The sequence below is a fragment of the Sphingopyxis macrogoltabida genome (genome assembly GCF_001314325.1).
Taxonomy (GTDB): Bacteria; Pseudomonadota; Alphaproteobacteria; order Sphingomonadales; family Sphingomonadaceae; genus Sphingopyxis; species Sphingopyxis macrogoltabida.
The window spans coordinates 1,752,070-1,766,469 of sequence record NZ_CP009429.1 but is presented as its reverse complement, the minus strand read 5'-3'; the positions used below and the strand labels follow the sequence as shown (position 1 = coordinate 1,766,469).

General features: G+C 64.9%; 15 protein-coding genes. 4 read left to right on the top strand and 11 right to left on the bottom strand.

Features of this window, described 5'->3' with window-relative positions; translation table 11 throughout:
- Positions 1 to 14: 14 nt before the first annotated feature.
- From ntrX to dusB, 5 genes are all read right to left on the bottom strand, one after another.
- Positions 15 to 1,394, bottom strand: a complete 1,380-nt coding sequence (ntrX, locus tag LH19_RS08775; RefSeq protein ID WP_054727136.1) for a nitrogen assimilation response regulator NtrX — start codon at positions 1,392 to 1,394, stop codon at positions 15 to 17.
- Positions 1,384 to 3,648, bottom strand: coding sequence for a sensor histidine kinase (locus LH19_RS08770; protein ID WP_234716115.1), 2,265 nt, complete (start codon positions 3,646 to 3,648; stop codon positions 1,384 to 1,386). Before LH19_RS08770 ends, ntrX begins: the two co-directional genes overlap by 11 nt.
- 145 nt (positions 3,649 to 3,793) lie before the next feature.
- Positions 3,794 to 5,212, bottom strand: a complete 1,419-nt coding sequence (ntrC, locus tag LH19_RS08765; RefSeq protein WP_054733244.1) for a nitrogen regulation protein NR(I) — start codon at positions 5,210 to 5,212, stop codon at positions 3,794 to 3,796.
- Entirely contained in the window at positions 5,209 to 6,306 is a 1,098-nt protein-coding gene (locus tag LH19_RS08760; RefSeq protein ID WP_054727132.1) for a two-component system sensor histidine kinase NtrB, read from the bottom strand. The genes ntrC and LH19_RS08760 overlap by 4 nt, the downstream gene beginning before the upstream one ends.
- Complete coding sequence (gene dusB, locus LH19_RS08755; protein WP_054727130.1) at positions 6,303 to 7,301, bottom strand: tRNA dihydrouridine synthase DusB; 999 nt, start codon at positions 7,299 to 7,301, stop codon at positions 6,303 to 6,305. Before dusB ends, LH19_RS08760 begins: the two co-directional genes overlap by 4 nt.
- A gap of 96 nt (positions 7,302 to 7,397) precedes the next feature.
- Between dusB and LH19_RS08750 the strand changes: the two genes are divergently transcribed.
- Together LH19_RS08750 and LH19_RS08745 are read left to right on the top strand one after the other, a co-directional pair.
- Positions 7,398 to 8,579: a bifunctional 2-C-methyl-D-erythritol 4-phosphate cytidylyltransferase/2-C-methyl-D-erythritol 2,4-cyclodiphosphate synthase gene (locus LH19_RS08750; protein WP_054727128.1), complete on the top strand. Its 1,182-nt coding sequence runs from the start codon at positions 7,398 to 7,400 to the stop codon at positions 8,577 to 8,579.
- A gap of 4 nt (positions 8,580 to 8,583) precedes the next feature.
- Positions 8,584 to 9,141, top strand: coding sequence for a CinA family protein (locus LH19_RS08745; protein ID WP_054727126.1), 558 nt, complete (start codon positions 8,584 to 8,586; stop codon positions 9,139 to 9,141).
- A 22-nt stretch (positions 9,142 to 9,163) separates the two neighbouring features.
- Here the strand turns inward: LH19_RS08745 and LH19_RS28550 are convergent, their stop codons facing one another.
- The 3 genes from LH19_RS28550 to lipA are packed head-to-tail and all read right to left on the bottom strand — an operon-like array spanning position 9,164 to position 10,738.
- The gene (locus LH19_RS28550; protein WP_156344018.1) at positions 9,164 to 9,340 is read right to left on the bottom strand and encodes a hypothetical protein; all 177 of its coding nucleotides are present in this window, start codon (positions 9,338 to 9,340) and stop codon (positions 9,164 to 9,166) included.
- Between the two features lie 2 nt (positions 9,341 to 9,342).
- On the bottom strand, positions 9,343 to 9,783 hold the full coding sequence (locus LH19_RS08740) for a type II toxin-antitoxin system RatA family toxin (RefSeq protein WP_082396277.1): 441 nt from the start codon (positions 9,781 to 9,783) through the stop codon (positions 9,343 to 9,345).
- 7 nt (positions 9,784 to 9,790) lie between these two features.
- Positions 9,791 to 10,738: a lipoyl synthase gene (gene lipA, locus LH19_RS08735; RefSeq protein ID WP_054727122.1), complete on the bottom strand. Its 948-nt coding sequence runs from the start codon at positions 10,736 to 10,738 to the stop codon at positions 9,791 to 9,793.
- A 62-nt stretch (positions 10,739 to 10,800) separates the two neighbouring features.
- Between lipA and LH19_RS08730 the strand changes: the two genes are divergently transcribed.
- Both LH19_RS08730 and LH19_RS08725 read left to right on the top strand, forming a co-directional pair.
- Positions 10,801 to 11,439 (top strand): carbonic anhydrase, encoded by a 639-nt coding sequence (locus tag LH19_RS08730; protein ID WP_054727121.1) that lies wholly within the window; start codon positions 10,801 to 10,803, stop codon positions 11,437 to 11,439.
- A 12-nt stretch (positions 11,440 to 11,451) separates the two neighbouring features.
- Positions 11,452 to 12,030, top strand: coding sequence for a hypothetical protein (locus tag LH19_RS08725; RefSeq protein WP_054727119.1), 579 nt, complete (start codon positions 11,452 to 11,454; stop codon positions 12,028 to 12,030).
- Between the two features lie 190 nt (positions 12,031 to 12,220).
- On the opposite strand, the gene LH19_RS08720 is transcribed toward LH19_RS08725, so the two are convergent.
- The 3 genes from LH19_RS08720 to LH19_RS08710 all read right to left on the bottom strand — a co-directional run bounded on the left by LH19_RS08720 (position 12,221) and on the right by LH19_RS08710 (position 14,333).
- The gene (locus tag LH19_RS08720) at positions 12,221 to 13,051 is read right to left on the bottom strand and encodes a 23S rRNA (adenine(2030)-N(6))-methyltransferase RlmJ (protein WP_054727118.1); all 831 of its coding nucleotides are present in this window, start codon (positions 13,049 to 13,051) and stop codon (positions 12,221 to 12,223) included.
- A gap of 246 nt (positions 13,052 to 13,297) precedes the next feature.
- Positions 13,298 to 13,840, bottom strand: a complete 543-nt coding sequence (locus LH19_RS08715) for a F0F1 ATP synthase subunit B family protein (protein WP_054727116.1) — start codon at positions 13,838 to 13,840, stop codon at positions 13,298 to 13,300.
- Positions 13,833 to 14,333: a F0F1 ATP synthase subunit B family protein gene (locus LH19_RS08710; protein WP_054727114.1), complete on the bottom strand. Its 501-nt coding sequence runs from the start codon at positions 14,331 to 14,333 to the stop codon at positions 13,833 to 13,835. The genes LH19_RS08715 and LH19_RS08710 overlap by 8 nt, the downstream gene beginning before the upstream one ends.
- Positions 14,334 to 14,400 lie beyond the last annotated feature (67 nt).

Here is a 14,400-nt window from a genome sequence, read left to right as displayed (position 1 = left end):
TACGTCAAAGCCCCTTACCCTTCGCCATCGCTATTGTCGCTCAATCCCAACAGCTTCAGTTTGCGGTGCAATGCCGAACGCTCCATCCCGATGAAGGTTGCGGTACGTGAGATATTGCCCGAAAAACGGTTGATCTGGATACGCAGATATTCGCGTTCGAAATTCTCGCGGGCTTCCTTGAGCGGAATGGCGGTGATCGATTCGCTGTTCGGCAGAATATCGGCGCCGCCGCGCACCAGCTCGGCGGGCAACATGTCGGCGTCGATCCGTGCGAGCCGGTCGCTGGGAGCAAGGATCATCACGCGTTCGATGACGTTGCGCAGTTCGCGGACGTTGCCCGGCCAGTCGTGCGCCTGCAGCGCCGCCATCGCTTCGGCGCTGATTTCCGGCGGCGGGACACGGCGGTCGGCGGCGTAGCGGCGAACGAAATGGTCGCAAAGGCTGGCGATGTCGTCGCGCCGTTCGCGCAGCGGCGGAATATGCACCGGCACGACATTCAGGCGGTAATAAAGATCTTCTCGAAACCTGTTTTCGGCGATTTCGGCCATCAGGTCGCGCGCCGAACCCGAAATAATCCGGACATCGACGCGGATCATCGTTCGCCCGCCGACGCGCGTGAAACTCTGGTCGGTCAGCACGCGCAAAATCTTGCCCTGCGTCGTCAGCGGCATGTCGGCGACCTCGTCGAGGAACAATGTGCCGCCATGCGCCTGTTCGAGCAGGCCGACGCGGATCGATCCGTCGTCGGATTCGGAACCGAAGAGCTCGATCTCGACCGTCTCGGGATCCATTCGCGCCGAAGAGATGACGCGGAACGGCGCGTTGTGCCGGCCGCTCCAACCATGGAGCACGCGGGATGCGACTTCCTTGCCGACGCCCGGCGCGCCAGTGATCAGCACCCGGCTGCCGGTACCGGCGACGCGCTTCAGCGTGGCGCGGACATTGTTGATCGCGGCGCTGGTGCCGGTCAGTTCGTCGGCGGGACCCGCCTTTTCGCGAAGCTGCTCATATTCGAATTTCAGCCGCTCGTTCTCGGTCGCGCGCGCGACGAGATGGAGCAGCCGCTCGGCCTCGAACGGCTTTTCGATGAAGTCGAAGGCGCCGCGGCGGATCGCCGCGACCGCGGTATCGAGCCCGCCATGGCCCGAAATGACGATGATCGGCAACGTCGGGTCGAACGCCTTGATCGCCTCGACCAGCCCCAACCCGTCGAGCCGCGAGCCCTGTAACCAGACATCGATCAGCGCGAGCGACGGCCGCCGCTGGCGGATCGCCTCCAGCGCCGCGTCGCTGTCGGACGCGGTGCGCGCTTCATAGCCTTCGTCCTCCATGACGCCGGCGACCAGGTCGCAAATGTCGCGCTCATCGTCGACGATCAGAATATCAAGCGCCATGTTCTTCTCTGTCCTGCCGGTGCCGTACCCGCCCCGGTACCGATTCTGCCTGCCCTATCACTGTCCCCTCGCCGCCCTTGCCGACCCCCCGGTCCGCAAGCGCGCGCAACCGGTCGGGATGCAGGGTCAGCGTCACGCACGCGCCTTGCCCCGCCGGATTGTCCGAAAATTCCAGCTCGCCATAATGTTGCTCGACGATCTTCTTGACGATCGCGAGACCGAGGCCCGTTCCGCCCTGCCGCGTCGTCATATAGGGTTCGGCGATCGCCTCGCGGGCTTCGGGGAGCCCTATCCCGTCGTCGCAAATGCGGATGATCAGCGAATCGCGGGCGCCCGCTTCGAGTTCGGCGAGAATATGGCCGACCGGGTTGGCTTCGGCATCTTTCGGTTTTTCTTCAATCGCTTCGACGGCATTTTTGACGATATTGGTGAGCGCCTGCGAGAGCAGGCGGCGGTCGCAAACGAGCGGCTCGATTTCGTCCGCCGTCTTGATCGTGAAGGCAATTTCGGGTTTGGCGACCTCGAACAGGAAAACCGCCTGGCGGAGGATGTCGCGGATATCCTCGACCCCGAAAGTCGGCTTCGGCATGCGTGCGAAGCTGGAAAACTCGTCGACCATGCGCCGCATGTCATGGACCTGGCGGATCACCGTATCGGTCAGCTTGCGGAAGGTGGCGCTGTCGCCTTCGACCTTGTCGCCGAACCGGCGCTGGAGACGCTCCGCCGCGAGCTGGATCGGGGTGAGCGGATTCTTGATCTCATGCGCAATGCGCCGCGCGACGTCGGACCAGGCCGCGCGGCGCTGATCGAGCAATTGCTGGGTGATATCCTCGAAACTCAGTACGAATCCGTCGCCCTGCGCCACCGCCTTCGCGGCGAGCGTGGCCGGTTCGGCATCCTTCCGCGCGTGCTGAACGATCGCCTCGCGCTCGTCGCTGGCGAGCAGCTCGGCGAGTTCAGGCGCAACCTCGGCGAGATTGCGACCCGTCAGGCAGTCGCTCGACTGGCAGATCAACCGCTCGGCCGCGGCATTAGCGAGCAGGATGCGATGGTCGGCATCGACCGATACCACCGCCGACGACACGCCGCTGAGCACCGCTTCGATGAAGCTGCGGCGGGCCTCGAGTTGCTCATTGACGCTGACGAGCGCGCCGGTCTGACCTTCGAGCTGCTCGGTCATGCGGTTGAAAGCCCGCGTCAGCACCGAAATTTCGTCGTCGCGCGCCGGGGGCGTCACCCGCACCGAAAGATCGCCATCGGCCGCGGTGCGCGTCGCCCCGACCAGCGTTCCGAGGGGGCGGACGATACGGTCGGCGACGACGATCGCCGCGACCACCGCCAGCGCCAAGAGCAACAGCGCACCGAGGAACAGCGCGCCGTTGAACTGCAACTGCAAAAGCTGCGAGCGCTTGAACAGCGCATTATAGTCGGCGAGCACATTGCCGGCGCGCACCGACTGCTGGAAACCGGGCACGTTGAAATCGCGCGAGGCGTAGAGATAGGCGCGTTCCGTCCCGGGCAGCCGTGTCGCCGCCTCGATCCGGTCGGGCTGGCGGACGACGACCACATCTTCACCAGCATTGAGGCGGCTCACCATCATCTTCGACAGACGGTTTTCAGCCGCTCGATTGTCGGGATTGATCGCTGCCGCGGTACGCGCAACGTCATCGGCGCCGATCTCGATGATCGCTGATTCGTTGAGGCTGCGAACAACGACTTGTTGAAAGTAATAGTTGGAGAAATCAGGGTCATCGATCTTCAGGCGCGTCAGGATACGGCCGAGATCCTCAGCCATTTTCGCGGTGTTCGCTCCCACCTCGCGCTGGTTTTCCTGATAATAGCCCTCGGCCAGGTTTGCCGCATTCTCGAACATGCCGCGCGATTTGTCCGAAAACCAGAAGTCGACGCCGAACTGGAACAGCAGCGAGGCGAAAATGACGACGAGCAGCGTCGGAGTTGCCGCGAGCAGCGAGAAAAGCGCGACGAGGCGGACGTGGAGGCGGCCATTCCCGCCCGCCATCGACCGCACGGCGCGCGCCCGCGCGACGCGGCTGCCGATCAGCACGATCAGCGCCATCGCGGGCACAAGGTTGGCGACCATGATCGCGGCGACAATCGCGGGAGTCAGCAGCCGCTGGCTCTGACTGTCGCCGGTAACGAAGATATAGGTCGCGATCGCGACGCTGATCATGATGCCGAGCGTGTAATATTCGGGCGCCGCAAACTGCCAGTCGTTCGCCCGTGCGTCGTCCACGCCCGAATCGATGTCATTGGCGGGGGGAGCGAGTTGCGCCATTGTTGCTGCGTTACGACAAACCTGTTGCATAGAAAACACACAAAGTGCGTTTTGCGGTTCGATCGGCCCGATTTCTGCCCGGTCGAACCGAGCGCGGAGCGGATCAGGGATGCGCCGGGTCGATGTCGAGCTGTCCCAGCCGCTTGCGCAGCGTGTTACGATTGATGCCAAGGCGCCGTGCGGCTTCGAGCTGGTTGCCGCGAACCTCGCGCAAGATGCGGCGGAACAGGGCCGCTTCGACGATCGCTTCGAGCCGTTCGTGGATATCGCCGTCCGCCGCGCCTTCGGCCATCTGGTCGCGTGCCCAGTCGTCGACGGCGCGGGCCAGCAGGTCGGCGGGTTCGGCGGTGCCGACGCCGTCGATATTGTCGTGCAGCACCGCCTGGACGTCGCGCGCCGTGACCACCGTATCCCGCGACAGCACGGCGAGCCGTTGCACCACATTGCCGAGTTCGCGGACGTTGCCGGGCCAGTCATGGCGTTCGAGCATCTGCATCGCGGCGGGCGCGAACTGGCGGTCGGGGAGCCCCGAATGCCGCCCGGCATCGACGAAATGGCGGACCAGCGCGGCAATGTCGCTCCGCCGGTCGCGGAGCGGGGGCAAGGTTACGGGGATAACGTTGAGGCGGTAAAACAGATCCTCGCGAAACCGCCCGTCTGCGACCAGCGTCCGCATGTCGCGGTGTGTGGCGGCAACGACGCGGACGTCGGCGCGCAGCGCCTGGCTGCCGCCGACGGTCGAATATTCGTTGCTTTGGAGGACGCGCAGCAGCCGCGTCTGCGCTTCCAGCGGCATGTCGCCGATTTCGTCGAGGAACAGCGTCCCGCCCGCCGCCTGCTCGAAGCGCCCCGCGTTGCGGCTATGCGCGCCGGTGAAGGCGCCCTTTTCGTGGCCGAACAGCTCGGCCTCGATCAATTCGCGCGGGATCGCGGCCATATTGATGGCAACGAACGGCCCCGCCCGGCGCAGCCCGGTCGCATGGACCGCGCGCGCGACGACTTCCTTGCCCGTTCCCGACTCGCCGAGGATGAGGACGGCAAGATCGTTCGAGGCAAGCCGTGCGATGGTGCGATAGACCGCCTGCATCGCCGGTGCGCGGCCGACGAGGCCATGGCTGTCGGCCTGTCCGGCATCGGCTTTCGCCGCAGGTTCGGCGCGGCGCTGCAGCGCGGCGCGGACACTGGCGGTCAACTCTTCGAGGTCGAACGGCTTGGGCAGATAATCATAGCTGCCGATCCCGGTCGCACGCACCGCAGTGTCGAGCGTATTCTGCGCCGACAGCACGATCACCGGGGTGGCCGGGTCGACCCCGACGCCGGGCAGCGAATCGATGCCGTCGCCGTCGGGCAGCACGACGTCGGTGATGATCAGGTCGGGGCGGTGGTCGGCAAGCCAGGCGTTGCGTTCGGCGATGCTGCCGACCGAGGCAAAGGTGCCGCATTCGTCGACCAGCGTCTCGCGGATGATCAGCGCGATCGCGGGATCGTCCTCGACCAGCAGAACCGTCTTGCCGTTGGTCACCGGGCGCCCCCCTTCCCCGCCGGCGCGGCAGGCAAGTGGATGCGGAAGCGCGTCCATTCGCCGTCGCGCATATGCTGGACCGTGCCGCCCATATCGCGCGCCAGCTTGGCGACGAGCGCAAGGCCGAGACCGCGCCCCTCGCGCTTGGTAGTGACGAAGGGATCGAACAGGTCGCCGCGAATCTCGGCGGGGACGCCCGGGCCATTGTCGCTGACGCTGACCTCGATCGGCAGCGCGATGCGGCCGCGCCCGTCGCCATTGTCGATCGACAGGCCGTGACGATAGGCGGTCGCGATGCGCACCGTGCCGTCCCGCTGGCCGCTCAGCGCCTCGCAGCCGTTGGTGACGAGGTTGAGCAATATCTGCACCATGGCGTCATGGTTGCCCAGCACCAGCGGCAGCGACGGATCGAAGTCCTCGAAGAAGCGGATATCGGGCAATTGCCGCGCGCGCACCGCCTCCATCGCCTGATGAATCGCCTGATAGAGGTTGATCGCCGAACAGGCGATCGGCTGACCGCGCGAAAAATGCTCCATCTGGTCGATCAGCGTGGTGATGCGGTCGACCTCGGCGCAGATCAGCGTCGTGAAACGCTCCCCTCCTATATCGGTCTTGCGCGCCAGCAGTTGCGCCGCCCCCTTGATGCCGGCGAGCGGGTTCTTGATCTCGTGCGCCAGCATCGATGCCGCGGCGCCGGCGGCGCGTCCCGAGCGCCCGATCGCGCCGCCCATCAGCTCGGCCTCATTCTGCGACGGCACCAGCGCGAGGATGCGGTGGCCGCTCTGGCCATAGGACACCATCTGCATGTCGACGAAGATCGAACGGCGGGCGCCGACCGAGATTTCGGCGCGGTGCGCGAACAGTGCCGAGTAGCCGGGATCGTTCATCCGCTGACGATAGCTGCGGTCCATGCGAATGACGTCATAGACGACGCGGCCGACCATCGCGGCCCGGCTGACGTTGCAAAGCTGCTCGGCGGCGGCGTTGACGAACAGGATTACTCCGCCCTTGTCGATCATCAGCGTCGCGATCGGGTGCGACTGGATCAGCTCGTCGTGATCGAAGGTCGGGATGCTCGACGTGAGCGCGCTCACGCGGCGGCCCGGGTCAAATGCGGCCCGTAGAAGGCTTCGAGCGCGTCGAGCACGCCCTTGCTGTCGGGGATCTGGTTGACCTTGTTGCGGAACTCGGCCGAGCCGTGCAGTCCCTTGACGTACCAGCCAAGGTGCTTGCGCGCCATATTGACCCCGGTCATCTCGCCATAATGGTCGATCATCGCACGGTAATGCGATGTAATGACGTCATATTGTTCGTCGATACCCGGATCGGGCCGCTCGGCTTCGCCGCGCAGCGCCGCCATCACCTGTCCGAGCAGCCAGGGCCGGCCATAAGCGCCGCGGCCGATCATGACGCCATCGGCCCCGCTCTGCGCGAGCGCGGCCTTCGCATCGTCGGACGAGCAGATGTCGCCGTTGACGATGACGGGGATCGATACCGCATCCTTGACCGTGCGGACGAAACGCCAGTCGGCTTCGCCGCGGTACATCTGGTTCCGTGTCCGGCCATGAACCGTCACCAGCTTGGCGCCGAGGTCCTCGGCGATATGGGCGAGTTCGGGGGCGTTCAGGCTATCGTGGCACCAGCCCATGCGCATCTTGACCGTAACCGGGACCGACACCGCTTTCACGCAGCTGTCGATAAGGGCGGCGGCGAGTTTCAGGTCGCGCATCAATGCCGAACCCGCATCGCCGTTGGTGACCTTGCGGACCGGGCAGCCCATGTTGATGTCGATAATCGCGGCGCCGCGATCCTCGTTGAGCTTCGCCGCCTCGCCCATTTCATAGGGGGTGCAGCCGACGAGCTGCATCGACACCGGCTCCTCGATCGGGTCCCATGCGGCTTTCTGGATCGACTGGCGCGTTTCGCGGATCGCAGCCTGGCTCGCGATCATCTCGGTGACGTTGAGCCCCGAGCCATAATAGCGGACGAGCTTGCGGAACGGCAGGTCGGAGACGCCCGTCATCGGCGCGAGGATCACGGGATCCGCGATGGTGATGTTGCCGATCTGGATGGGCCGGAGCGGCGCCATGGCGGGGAGCTTTCGTCGAATTGCCTAAAAATTGAGCACGCCCCTACACGCTAAGCCGCTTTCCTGCAAGGCGTGGCTGCGCTAACCGCGCGGGCGATGAGCGAGTCCGCATCCTCCCCTGCCCCGCACGCCGTAGCCGTTCTGCTGGCCGGCGGTCTGGGAAAGCGCGCGGGATTCGAATTGCCGAAACAACTCGCGGAGCTGGCGGGCAAGCCGGTGCTGCGCTGGAGCCTCGACGCCTTGGCGGCGCATGAAGCGATTGCGGCGGGCGTGCTGGTCGCAAGCGAAGACGTCGCTGCGGCGATCGGGCCGCTCCCGGCGGGGTGGGAAACCGCCGTGCCGGGCACGGAAAGGCAGGATTCGGTGGCCAATGCCCTCGCGGTCCTCGCCGACCGGGACGATGACGCGTTGGTACTGGTGCACGATGCCGCGCGGCCCGGTGTGTCGGCGGCCGTGATCGGCCGGCTGCTCGATGCGCTAAAGGATGGCGCCAAGGCAGCCATTCCGACGCTGCCCGTCCCCGATACCCTCGTCGAACAGGCGGATGGCGAAGCGGGCGCGGTCGTCGACCGCGGCGCGCTGGCGCGGGTGCAGACACCGCAGGCGTTTCATTTGGGGACATTGCGCCGCGCGCATGCCGCCGCGCGCGACGGTTCGGCGACCGACGATGCGCAGCTCGTACGGCGGCTTGGCGTCGCCGTCGCTGTGGTCGAGGGCGATGCCAGGCTCCACAAACTGACATATGCCGACGATATGGCGATCCTGTCGGGACTATTGGGGAGCAGCGTCATGATGCAGACCGCGGTGGGCATGGGTTATGACGTGCACCGCCTGGTTGCCGACAAGCCGCTGTGGATCGGCGGACTGGAAATCGAGCATAGTCATGGACTTGAAGGCCATAGCGATGCCGACGTCGCACTTCATGCGCTGACCGACGCGCTGCTCGGCGCGCTCGGCGAAGGCGACATCGGCGATCATTTCCCGCCCAGCGATCCGCAATGGCGCGGCGCGGCATCGCACCGCTTCCTGTCCTTCGCGGCCGAACGTATCGCGGCACGCGGCGGACGGATCGGCCATATCGACCTGACGATCATCGCCGAAGCGCCGAAAATCGGACCGCACCGCACCGCGATCCGCGAACGCATCGCCGAAATCCTTGCGATTTCCCCCGTGCGGGTTAGTGTGAAGGCGACAACGACCGAGCGGCTGGGCTTCACCGGCCGCCGCGAGGGGATCGCGGCCCAGGCCGTCGCTACCCTGCAACTTCCGGAGAATTGACCCCGTGCCGTCCGACTTTGAAACGCGCCTTGCCGCGCGCGACGCGCTTGCCGCCGACGTGCTGGCCGAAAATCGCGCCGCCGGCCGCAAGATCGCGGTCGCCGAAAGCTGCACCGGCGGCATGGTCGCGGTCGCGCTGACCGACATCGCCGGCAGCTCGGACGTGTTCAGCGCCGGTTTCGTCACCTATTCGGGCGAAGCGAAGAAGCGCCAGCTCGACGTCAGCAGCGAAATCCTCGAAACCTTCGGCGAAGTGTCGCTCGCGACGGCGTGGGCGATGGCCGCCGGCGCGCTGGCGAACAGCGACGCCGATGTCGCGGTCGCAATCACCGGGATCGCGGGGCCCGGCGGCGGTTCGGAAAAGAAGCCGGTGGGAACCGTTGTTTTCGCGCGCGCGGTGCGCGGACAGGATCCCGACGATTATTTCACCCAGCGCGTCTTCTTCGAAGGCGGCGACCGCGCAGGCATTCGCCATCACGCGACGATGTTCGCGCTCGAACTGCTTCAGCCCGGCAAGGATGCGCTGCGGCCGTCGGAGGATATCACCCTGCCGGCAGAGTAAAACATATAAGCTCGGGAAGGGCCTAGCCGTTCCGCTTCCGTTTGCTGCGCTCGATCAACAATTCGATCAATGAATAGCCGATCAGGAGCGATGCCGCGGCAAGAACGGGCGCGACATTTTTCAGTGTTGCTCCGAAAAGCAGGACAACGACGAGAGCGCCGGCCAACAGGCCTATAGCTCCCGAAAAGCGCTTGGGCATTCTCACGCGGCTACCCCGTAAAGCTCGTCGGCGCGCGCTTCGAACGCCGCGATCATCTTGCGCAGCGCCTTGTCGAACATCTGGCCTGCCAGCGTTTCGAAAACCCGGCTGCGGAACGAGAAATCGACCATGAAATCGACGCGGCAGCAGCCCTCTTCGGTCGGTTCGAAATGCCATTCGTTGCTGAGATGGCGCATCGGCCCGTCGATATAGCTGACCGACACGTCGCTCGGCCGCTGCTTGTGGACACGGCACGAAAAACTTTCGCGCAATCCCTTGAAGCCGACGATCATGTCGGCGACCGCCTCCTCCTCGCTTTCGCTGCGGATGCGGAGCGCGATCACCCACGGCAGGAAATCGGGATAATGCGCGATGTCGCTGACCATCGCGAACATCTGTTCTGCGCTGTACGGCAGGACGCGGCTTTCGTGGTGCCTCGGCAACGCGGCGTCAGTCCGCCCTGGCGCGCGCCAGTTGCGCCTCGCGCGCGGCGCGCATGCGCTCGAAATCGTCGCCGGCATGATAGCTTGACCGGGTGAGCGGCGACGACGCGACCTGCAGAAAGCCCTTGGCGCGCGCGATCTGGGCATAGGAATCGAACGCCTGCGGCGTCACGAAGTCGATCACCTTGGCGTGCCGCGGCGTCGGTTGCAGATATTGCCCCATCGTCATGAAGTCGATGTCGGCGCTGCGCATGTCGTCCATCACTTGATGGACCTCCATCCGTTCCTCGCCGAGGCCCAGCATGATCCCCGACTTGGTGAAGATCGACGGATCGCGGCGCTTGACGCTTTCGAGCAGGCGCAGCGACGCATAATAGCGCGCGCCCGGACGGATCGTCGGATAAAGCCGGGGGACGGTTTCGAGATTGTGGTTATAAACGTCGGGCCGCGCGTCGACGATCGCCGCAACCGCGCTTTCGGGCTTGTTGCGAAAATCGGGCGTCAGGATCTCGATCGTCGTCTTCGGCGTTTCGCGGCGCAGCGCGTTGATCACCTTGACGAACTGGCTCGCACCGCCATCGGGCAGGTCGTCACGGTCGACCGAGGTGATGACGATGTGGCTGAGCCCCATCTTCGCCGCGGCGATCGCGGTATGCTCGGGCTCGAGCAGGTCGACGGGACGCGGCATGCCGGTCTTGACGTTGCAAAAGGCGCAGGCCCGCGTGCAGGTGTCGCCGAGGATCATCACCGTCGCATGCTTTTTGGTCCAGCATTCGCCGATGTTCGGGCAGGCTGCTTCCTCGCACACCGTATGCAGGTTCAGTTCGCGCATCAGCTTGCGCGTTTCGGCATAGCCGGGGCTGGTCGGCGCCTTGACGCGGATCCAGTCGGGCTTGCGGCTGCGCTGGCTGGGCGTCGATGCCGCCGGGGAAACGGGCTGTGCGGGAGCGTTCATTTCGCCCACATAGTCGTGCACGCGCCTCTTCTCAACCTCGCATCCTATGCTAAGGCGCGTCCATGACTCACTTTGCAGACATGATCGAAGGATATCGTCGTTTCCGTAACGGCGGTTGGGCGGAGCAACGCGAGCGCTGGGAACAGCTGGCAGAGGGCCAGTCGCCCAAGGTGATGGTCATCGCCTGTTCGGACAGCCGATCCGAACCGTCGCAGATTTTCGATACCAATCCCGGCGAAATCTTCGTCGTGCGCAACGTCGCGGCGCTGGTGCCTCCGTTCGAAACGACGCCGGGCCGCCACGGCGTCTCGGCCGCGCTCGAATTCGCAGTGCAGTTCCTGAAGGTCGAGGAAATCGTCGTGATGGGGCACGGTCTGTGCGGCGGGTGCCACGCCGCGCTTCACAAATCGATGGAGGGCGCCGAGCCGGGCCGCGGCGGCTTCATCGCCGACTGGATCGCCCTGCTCGACGACGCGAGCGCCGGGATTCGCGCCGAATATCCCGATTTCGACAACCGCACCGCAGGCCGCGCGATGGAAATGGCGGCTGTGCGCGTGAGCATAGACAATCTCCGCACTTTCCCCTGTATTCAGGAGAAGGAAAAACGCGGTACGCTGAAACTGCGCGGCGCATTTTTTGCGATCAGCGACGGCATATTGCATGTGATGGACGAAGCGACGGGAGAATTTGCCCCGGCGTAACAGGAGGACGGCATGAGCAAGAACGCAATGTGGCTGACGATCATTTTCCTCGCAGCCATTTTCGGGGCCTTCATGGGGCCATCGCTCGCCAGCATCTTTTCGCCGGGCACCTTGCTGATCCTTTCGGTGCTGCTGATCGGCGGCGTCGTCATCTTCTGTTTCTGGGCCCTGTCGAGCAACAAGGGCGGCGCCAAGGCCGACGATGCGGCCGTCGCCAACGCGCGGGCGATGCAGGCGCCCGAGGGCAAGGCGCGCATCTATATCGCCCGCCGCGGCTTCGTCGCTGCGTTGCAGGGCATGAACATCACGCTCGACGACGCTGCCAGGGGCCAGATCAAGTCGGGCCAGATGTTGCTCGCCGATGTCGCGCCGGGAACGCACCGCATTCAGGCCGCCACCGCCAAGGCGAGCCTCGCGCGTCCGAGTGAAATCGAGATCGAGGTCGGCGCCGGCGGCGTCGTGGTGATCGATGCGATGCTGGAAATGGGCGCGCTGAAAGGCGACGTGAAACTGACACGGCTCGACTCGACCAAGGCGCGCGAGAATGTCCATGCGACCAAGCTGATGCTGTGGGAAGTGCCGCCGGCCTGAATATGCTTCACACGCACGGCCGCGGCGGCACTGTCCAAATCGATGGTGTCAAATATGACTGGGACCTCGTGAGTGAGCCCCGACTGTCCTCTTCCGATGGCTGGAAGGGCGTGACAGTCTCCTTGCGCATAGAGGCAAGCTGCAGCGCGGCAATTCCTCCTCTGCGTCAAGGGGAAGTTGAGGGTTTATTTCAATCGCCCAACCAATCGGTCGTCATCTTTCCCCTATGCCCCTCCGGTACTAGCGCGGCGCGCAGGGCTTCGAGCAGAGGCGGCAGCGCCTGTGTGAAGGCGTAGGGCGGATTGACGATAAAGAGGCCCGCGCCGTTATAGATGTCGGGCTGATCGCTGTCGTACAACCAATGCTCCACCACAAGAAACTTCGGGATGCCGAGCTTGCGTAGCTGCGCCTTCCACCGCACATGCGTGGCGCGGTCTTTCAGCGGATACCAGATCGCCGTCACGCCATGCGCCCATTTGCGGTGAGCGGCGGCGAGGGTGGCGGTAATACGGGCGCGTTCATCGGTCTGCTCGTAGGGCGGATCGACCACCACCACGCCGCGCGCGGTGCGGGGCGGCAGCATCGCCAGCCAAAGTTCGTAGGCGTCGCGCTGATGTACCGCAGCGGATGTATCGCGCATCGCGCCGCGCAGGGCATAGGCGTCGTCGGGATGTTTCTCGTTCAGGATCAGAAAATCCTGCGGACGCAGAAGCTGCGCCAGAAATCGCGGCGATCCTGGGTAGAGGCGCGGCTCGGCCCCGGCATTTACCGCCCGCACGGCGGCGCGATAGTCGTCCAGCAAGGGGTTCGTGTCGGCAAAGGCGCGCACTACGCCCTGTGTAGCCTCACCGGTGCGCCTCGCCTCCTCGCCGCCAAGGTCGTACAGGCCGCAGCCGGCATGGGTGTCGATCAGAGTAAGCGGGCCCTCTTTAAGCTGCAACGCCCGCACCAGGGCGATCAGCAGGCTGTGCTTTACGACATCGGCGCTGTTGCCGGCATGAAAGCTATGGCGATAATTCATCGTAATCCAAAATCCCGGCGATCTGCTCTTGCACGAATGGCTGGGCGCGGCAGCCGGGCGCAAGGCGATGGAAGCAACCAATCCGGTCCCGGTATAGAGTCGGGCGGAAACCTTCAAAGCATTCTGCTCAACCCGCTCAATGTCGAATGACCTGGATCGGTCGGAAACCTGCCATTCGCCCCGCAGCCCATAGCAAAACGCCCGCGGAAATCCGCGGGCGCCTTGTTTCAGCAATGTTGCCGAGGGTCAGCCCTTGGTGACACCTGCGATTGCCTGATCAACCAGCGCCTTGTCGGCCTTGGCGTCATGCTTTTCGGCGATCAGCTTGGCCGCGGCTTCGGTCGCTGCCTTGGCTGCGGCGCTGCGCACGTCGGCGAGCGCGGTGGCTTCGGCCGCAGCGATGCGGTCTTCGGCCATCTGCTTGCGGCGCGCGATCAGCGCAGTCGCGTCGGCCTTGGCCTTGGTGACCAGCGCCTCGGCCTCCGCGTCGGCGCGGACGCGCATTTCGTCGGCTTCCTTGGCCGCGTCGGCGAGCTTTGCCTCATATTCCGCCTTCAGCGATTCGGCGTCGAGACGAAGTTGTTCGGCTTCATTGAGCTGCTTCGAAATCTCCGCGATCCGCTTGTCGAGCATCCCCGCGATCATCGCGGGAACGCCCTTCCACAGCAAAATGCCGATGAAGACGAGCATCGCGATCGACACCCAGACGGTGGCGTCCATGCCGAACGCCGTCGGATCGGCATGCGCTTCGCCCGCCGCTTCGGACAGGATGATCAGGGGATTAGCCATGGAGCACCGCCTTCACCGCCGCCTTGGCATCCGCCGCGACGACCTTCACGCCCGACAGCTTGGCAACGAGGTCACCCGCCGCCTCGGCCGCGACCGATTCGATTTCAGCCATTGCCGAGGAGCGCGCGCTGGCGACTTCGGCTTCGGCCGCCGACAGCTTGTCGCCCAGTTCGGCATCGACCTTGGCAAGACGCTTTTCGGCATCCTTCGCGGCCTTGTCCTTCGCGTCGGCAACCGCCTTCTGGGCAGCGGCGCGTGCCGCGTCGCCCTGTTGGCGGTAGCTTTCCTCGAGCGTGTCGGCGGCAGCATGGGCCGCCTTTGCCGCCGCCAGATCGTCCGCCACCTTGCGGTCGCGCGCGTCCACCGTCGCTTCGATCTTGGGCAGCATGCCGCGGCCGATGACGATATAAATACCGGCAAAGACGACCAGCAGCCAGAAAAGCTGCGAGGCAAGGTACCAATTGTCAGCGGTTAGCTGGGCTATCTGGGGCATGAAAGGCGAACCCTAAAATCTGGAAAAACCTGCACAGGCGAACGCCGGCTCCGAAAAGCCGGCGTCA

Excerpts from the sequence above, each read along its gene's own strand:
- LH19_RS08720 (WP_054727118.1), bottom strand. The coding sequence starts at position 13,051 with ATGAATTATCGCCATAGCTTTCATGCCGGCAACAGCGCCGATGTCGTA.
- LH19_RS08730 (WP_054727121.1), top strand. The coding sequence starts at position 10,801 with ATGACTCACTTTGCAGACATGATCGAAGGATATCGTCGTTTCCGTAAC.
- LH19_RS08750 (WP_054727128.1), top strand. The coding sequence starts at position 7,398 with ATGAGCGAGTCCGCATCCTCCCCTGCCCCGCACGCCGTAGCCGTTCTG.
- LH19_RS08725 (WP_054727119.1), top strand. The coding sequence starts at position 11,452 with ATGAGCAAGAACGCAATGTGGCTGACGATCATTTTCCTCGCAGCCATT.
- lipA (WP_054727122.1), bottom strand. The coding sequence starts at position 10,738 with ATGAACGCTCCCGCACAGCCCGTTTCCCCGGCGGCATCGACGCCCAGC.
- LH19_RS08710 (WP_054727114.1), bottom strand. The coding sequence starts at position 14,333 with ATGCCCCAGATAGCCCAGCTAACCGCTGACAATTGGTACCTTGCCTCG.
- LH19_RS28550 (WP_156344018.1), bottom strand. The coding sequence starts at position 9,340 with ATGCCCAAGCGCTTTTCGGGAGCTATAGGCCTGTTGGCCGGCGCTCTC.
- LH19_RS08715 (WP_054727116.1), bottom strand. The coding sequence starts at position 13,840 with ATGGCTAATCCCCTGATCATCCTGTCCGAAGCGGCGGGCGAAGCGCAT.
- ntrX (WP_054727136.1), bottom strand. The coding sequence starts at position 1,394 with ATGGCGCTTGATATTCTGATCGTCGACGATGAGCGCGACATTTGCGAC.
- dusB (WP_054727130.1), bottom strand. The coding sequence starts at position 7,301 with ATGGCGCCGCTCCGGCCCATCCAGATCGGCAACATCACCATCGCGGAT.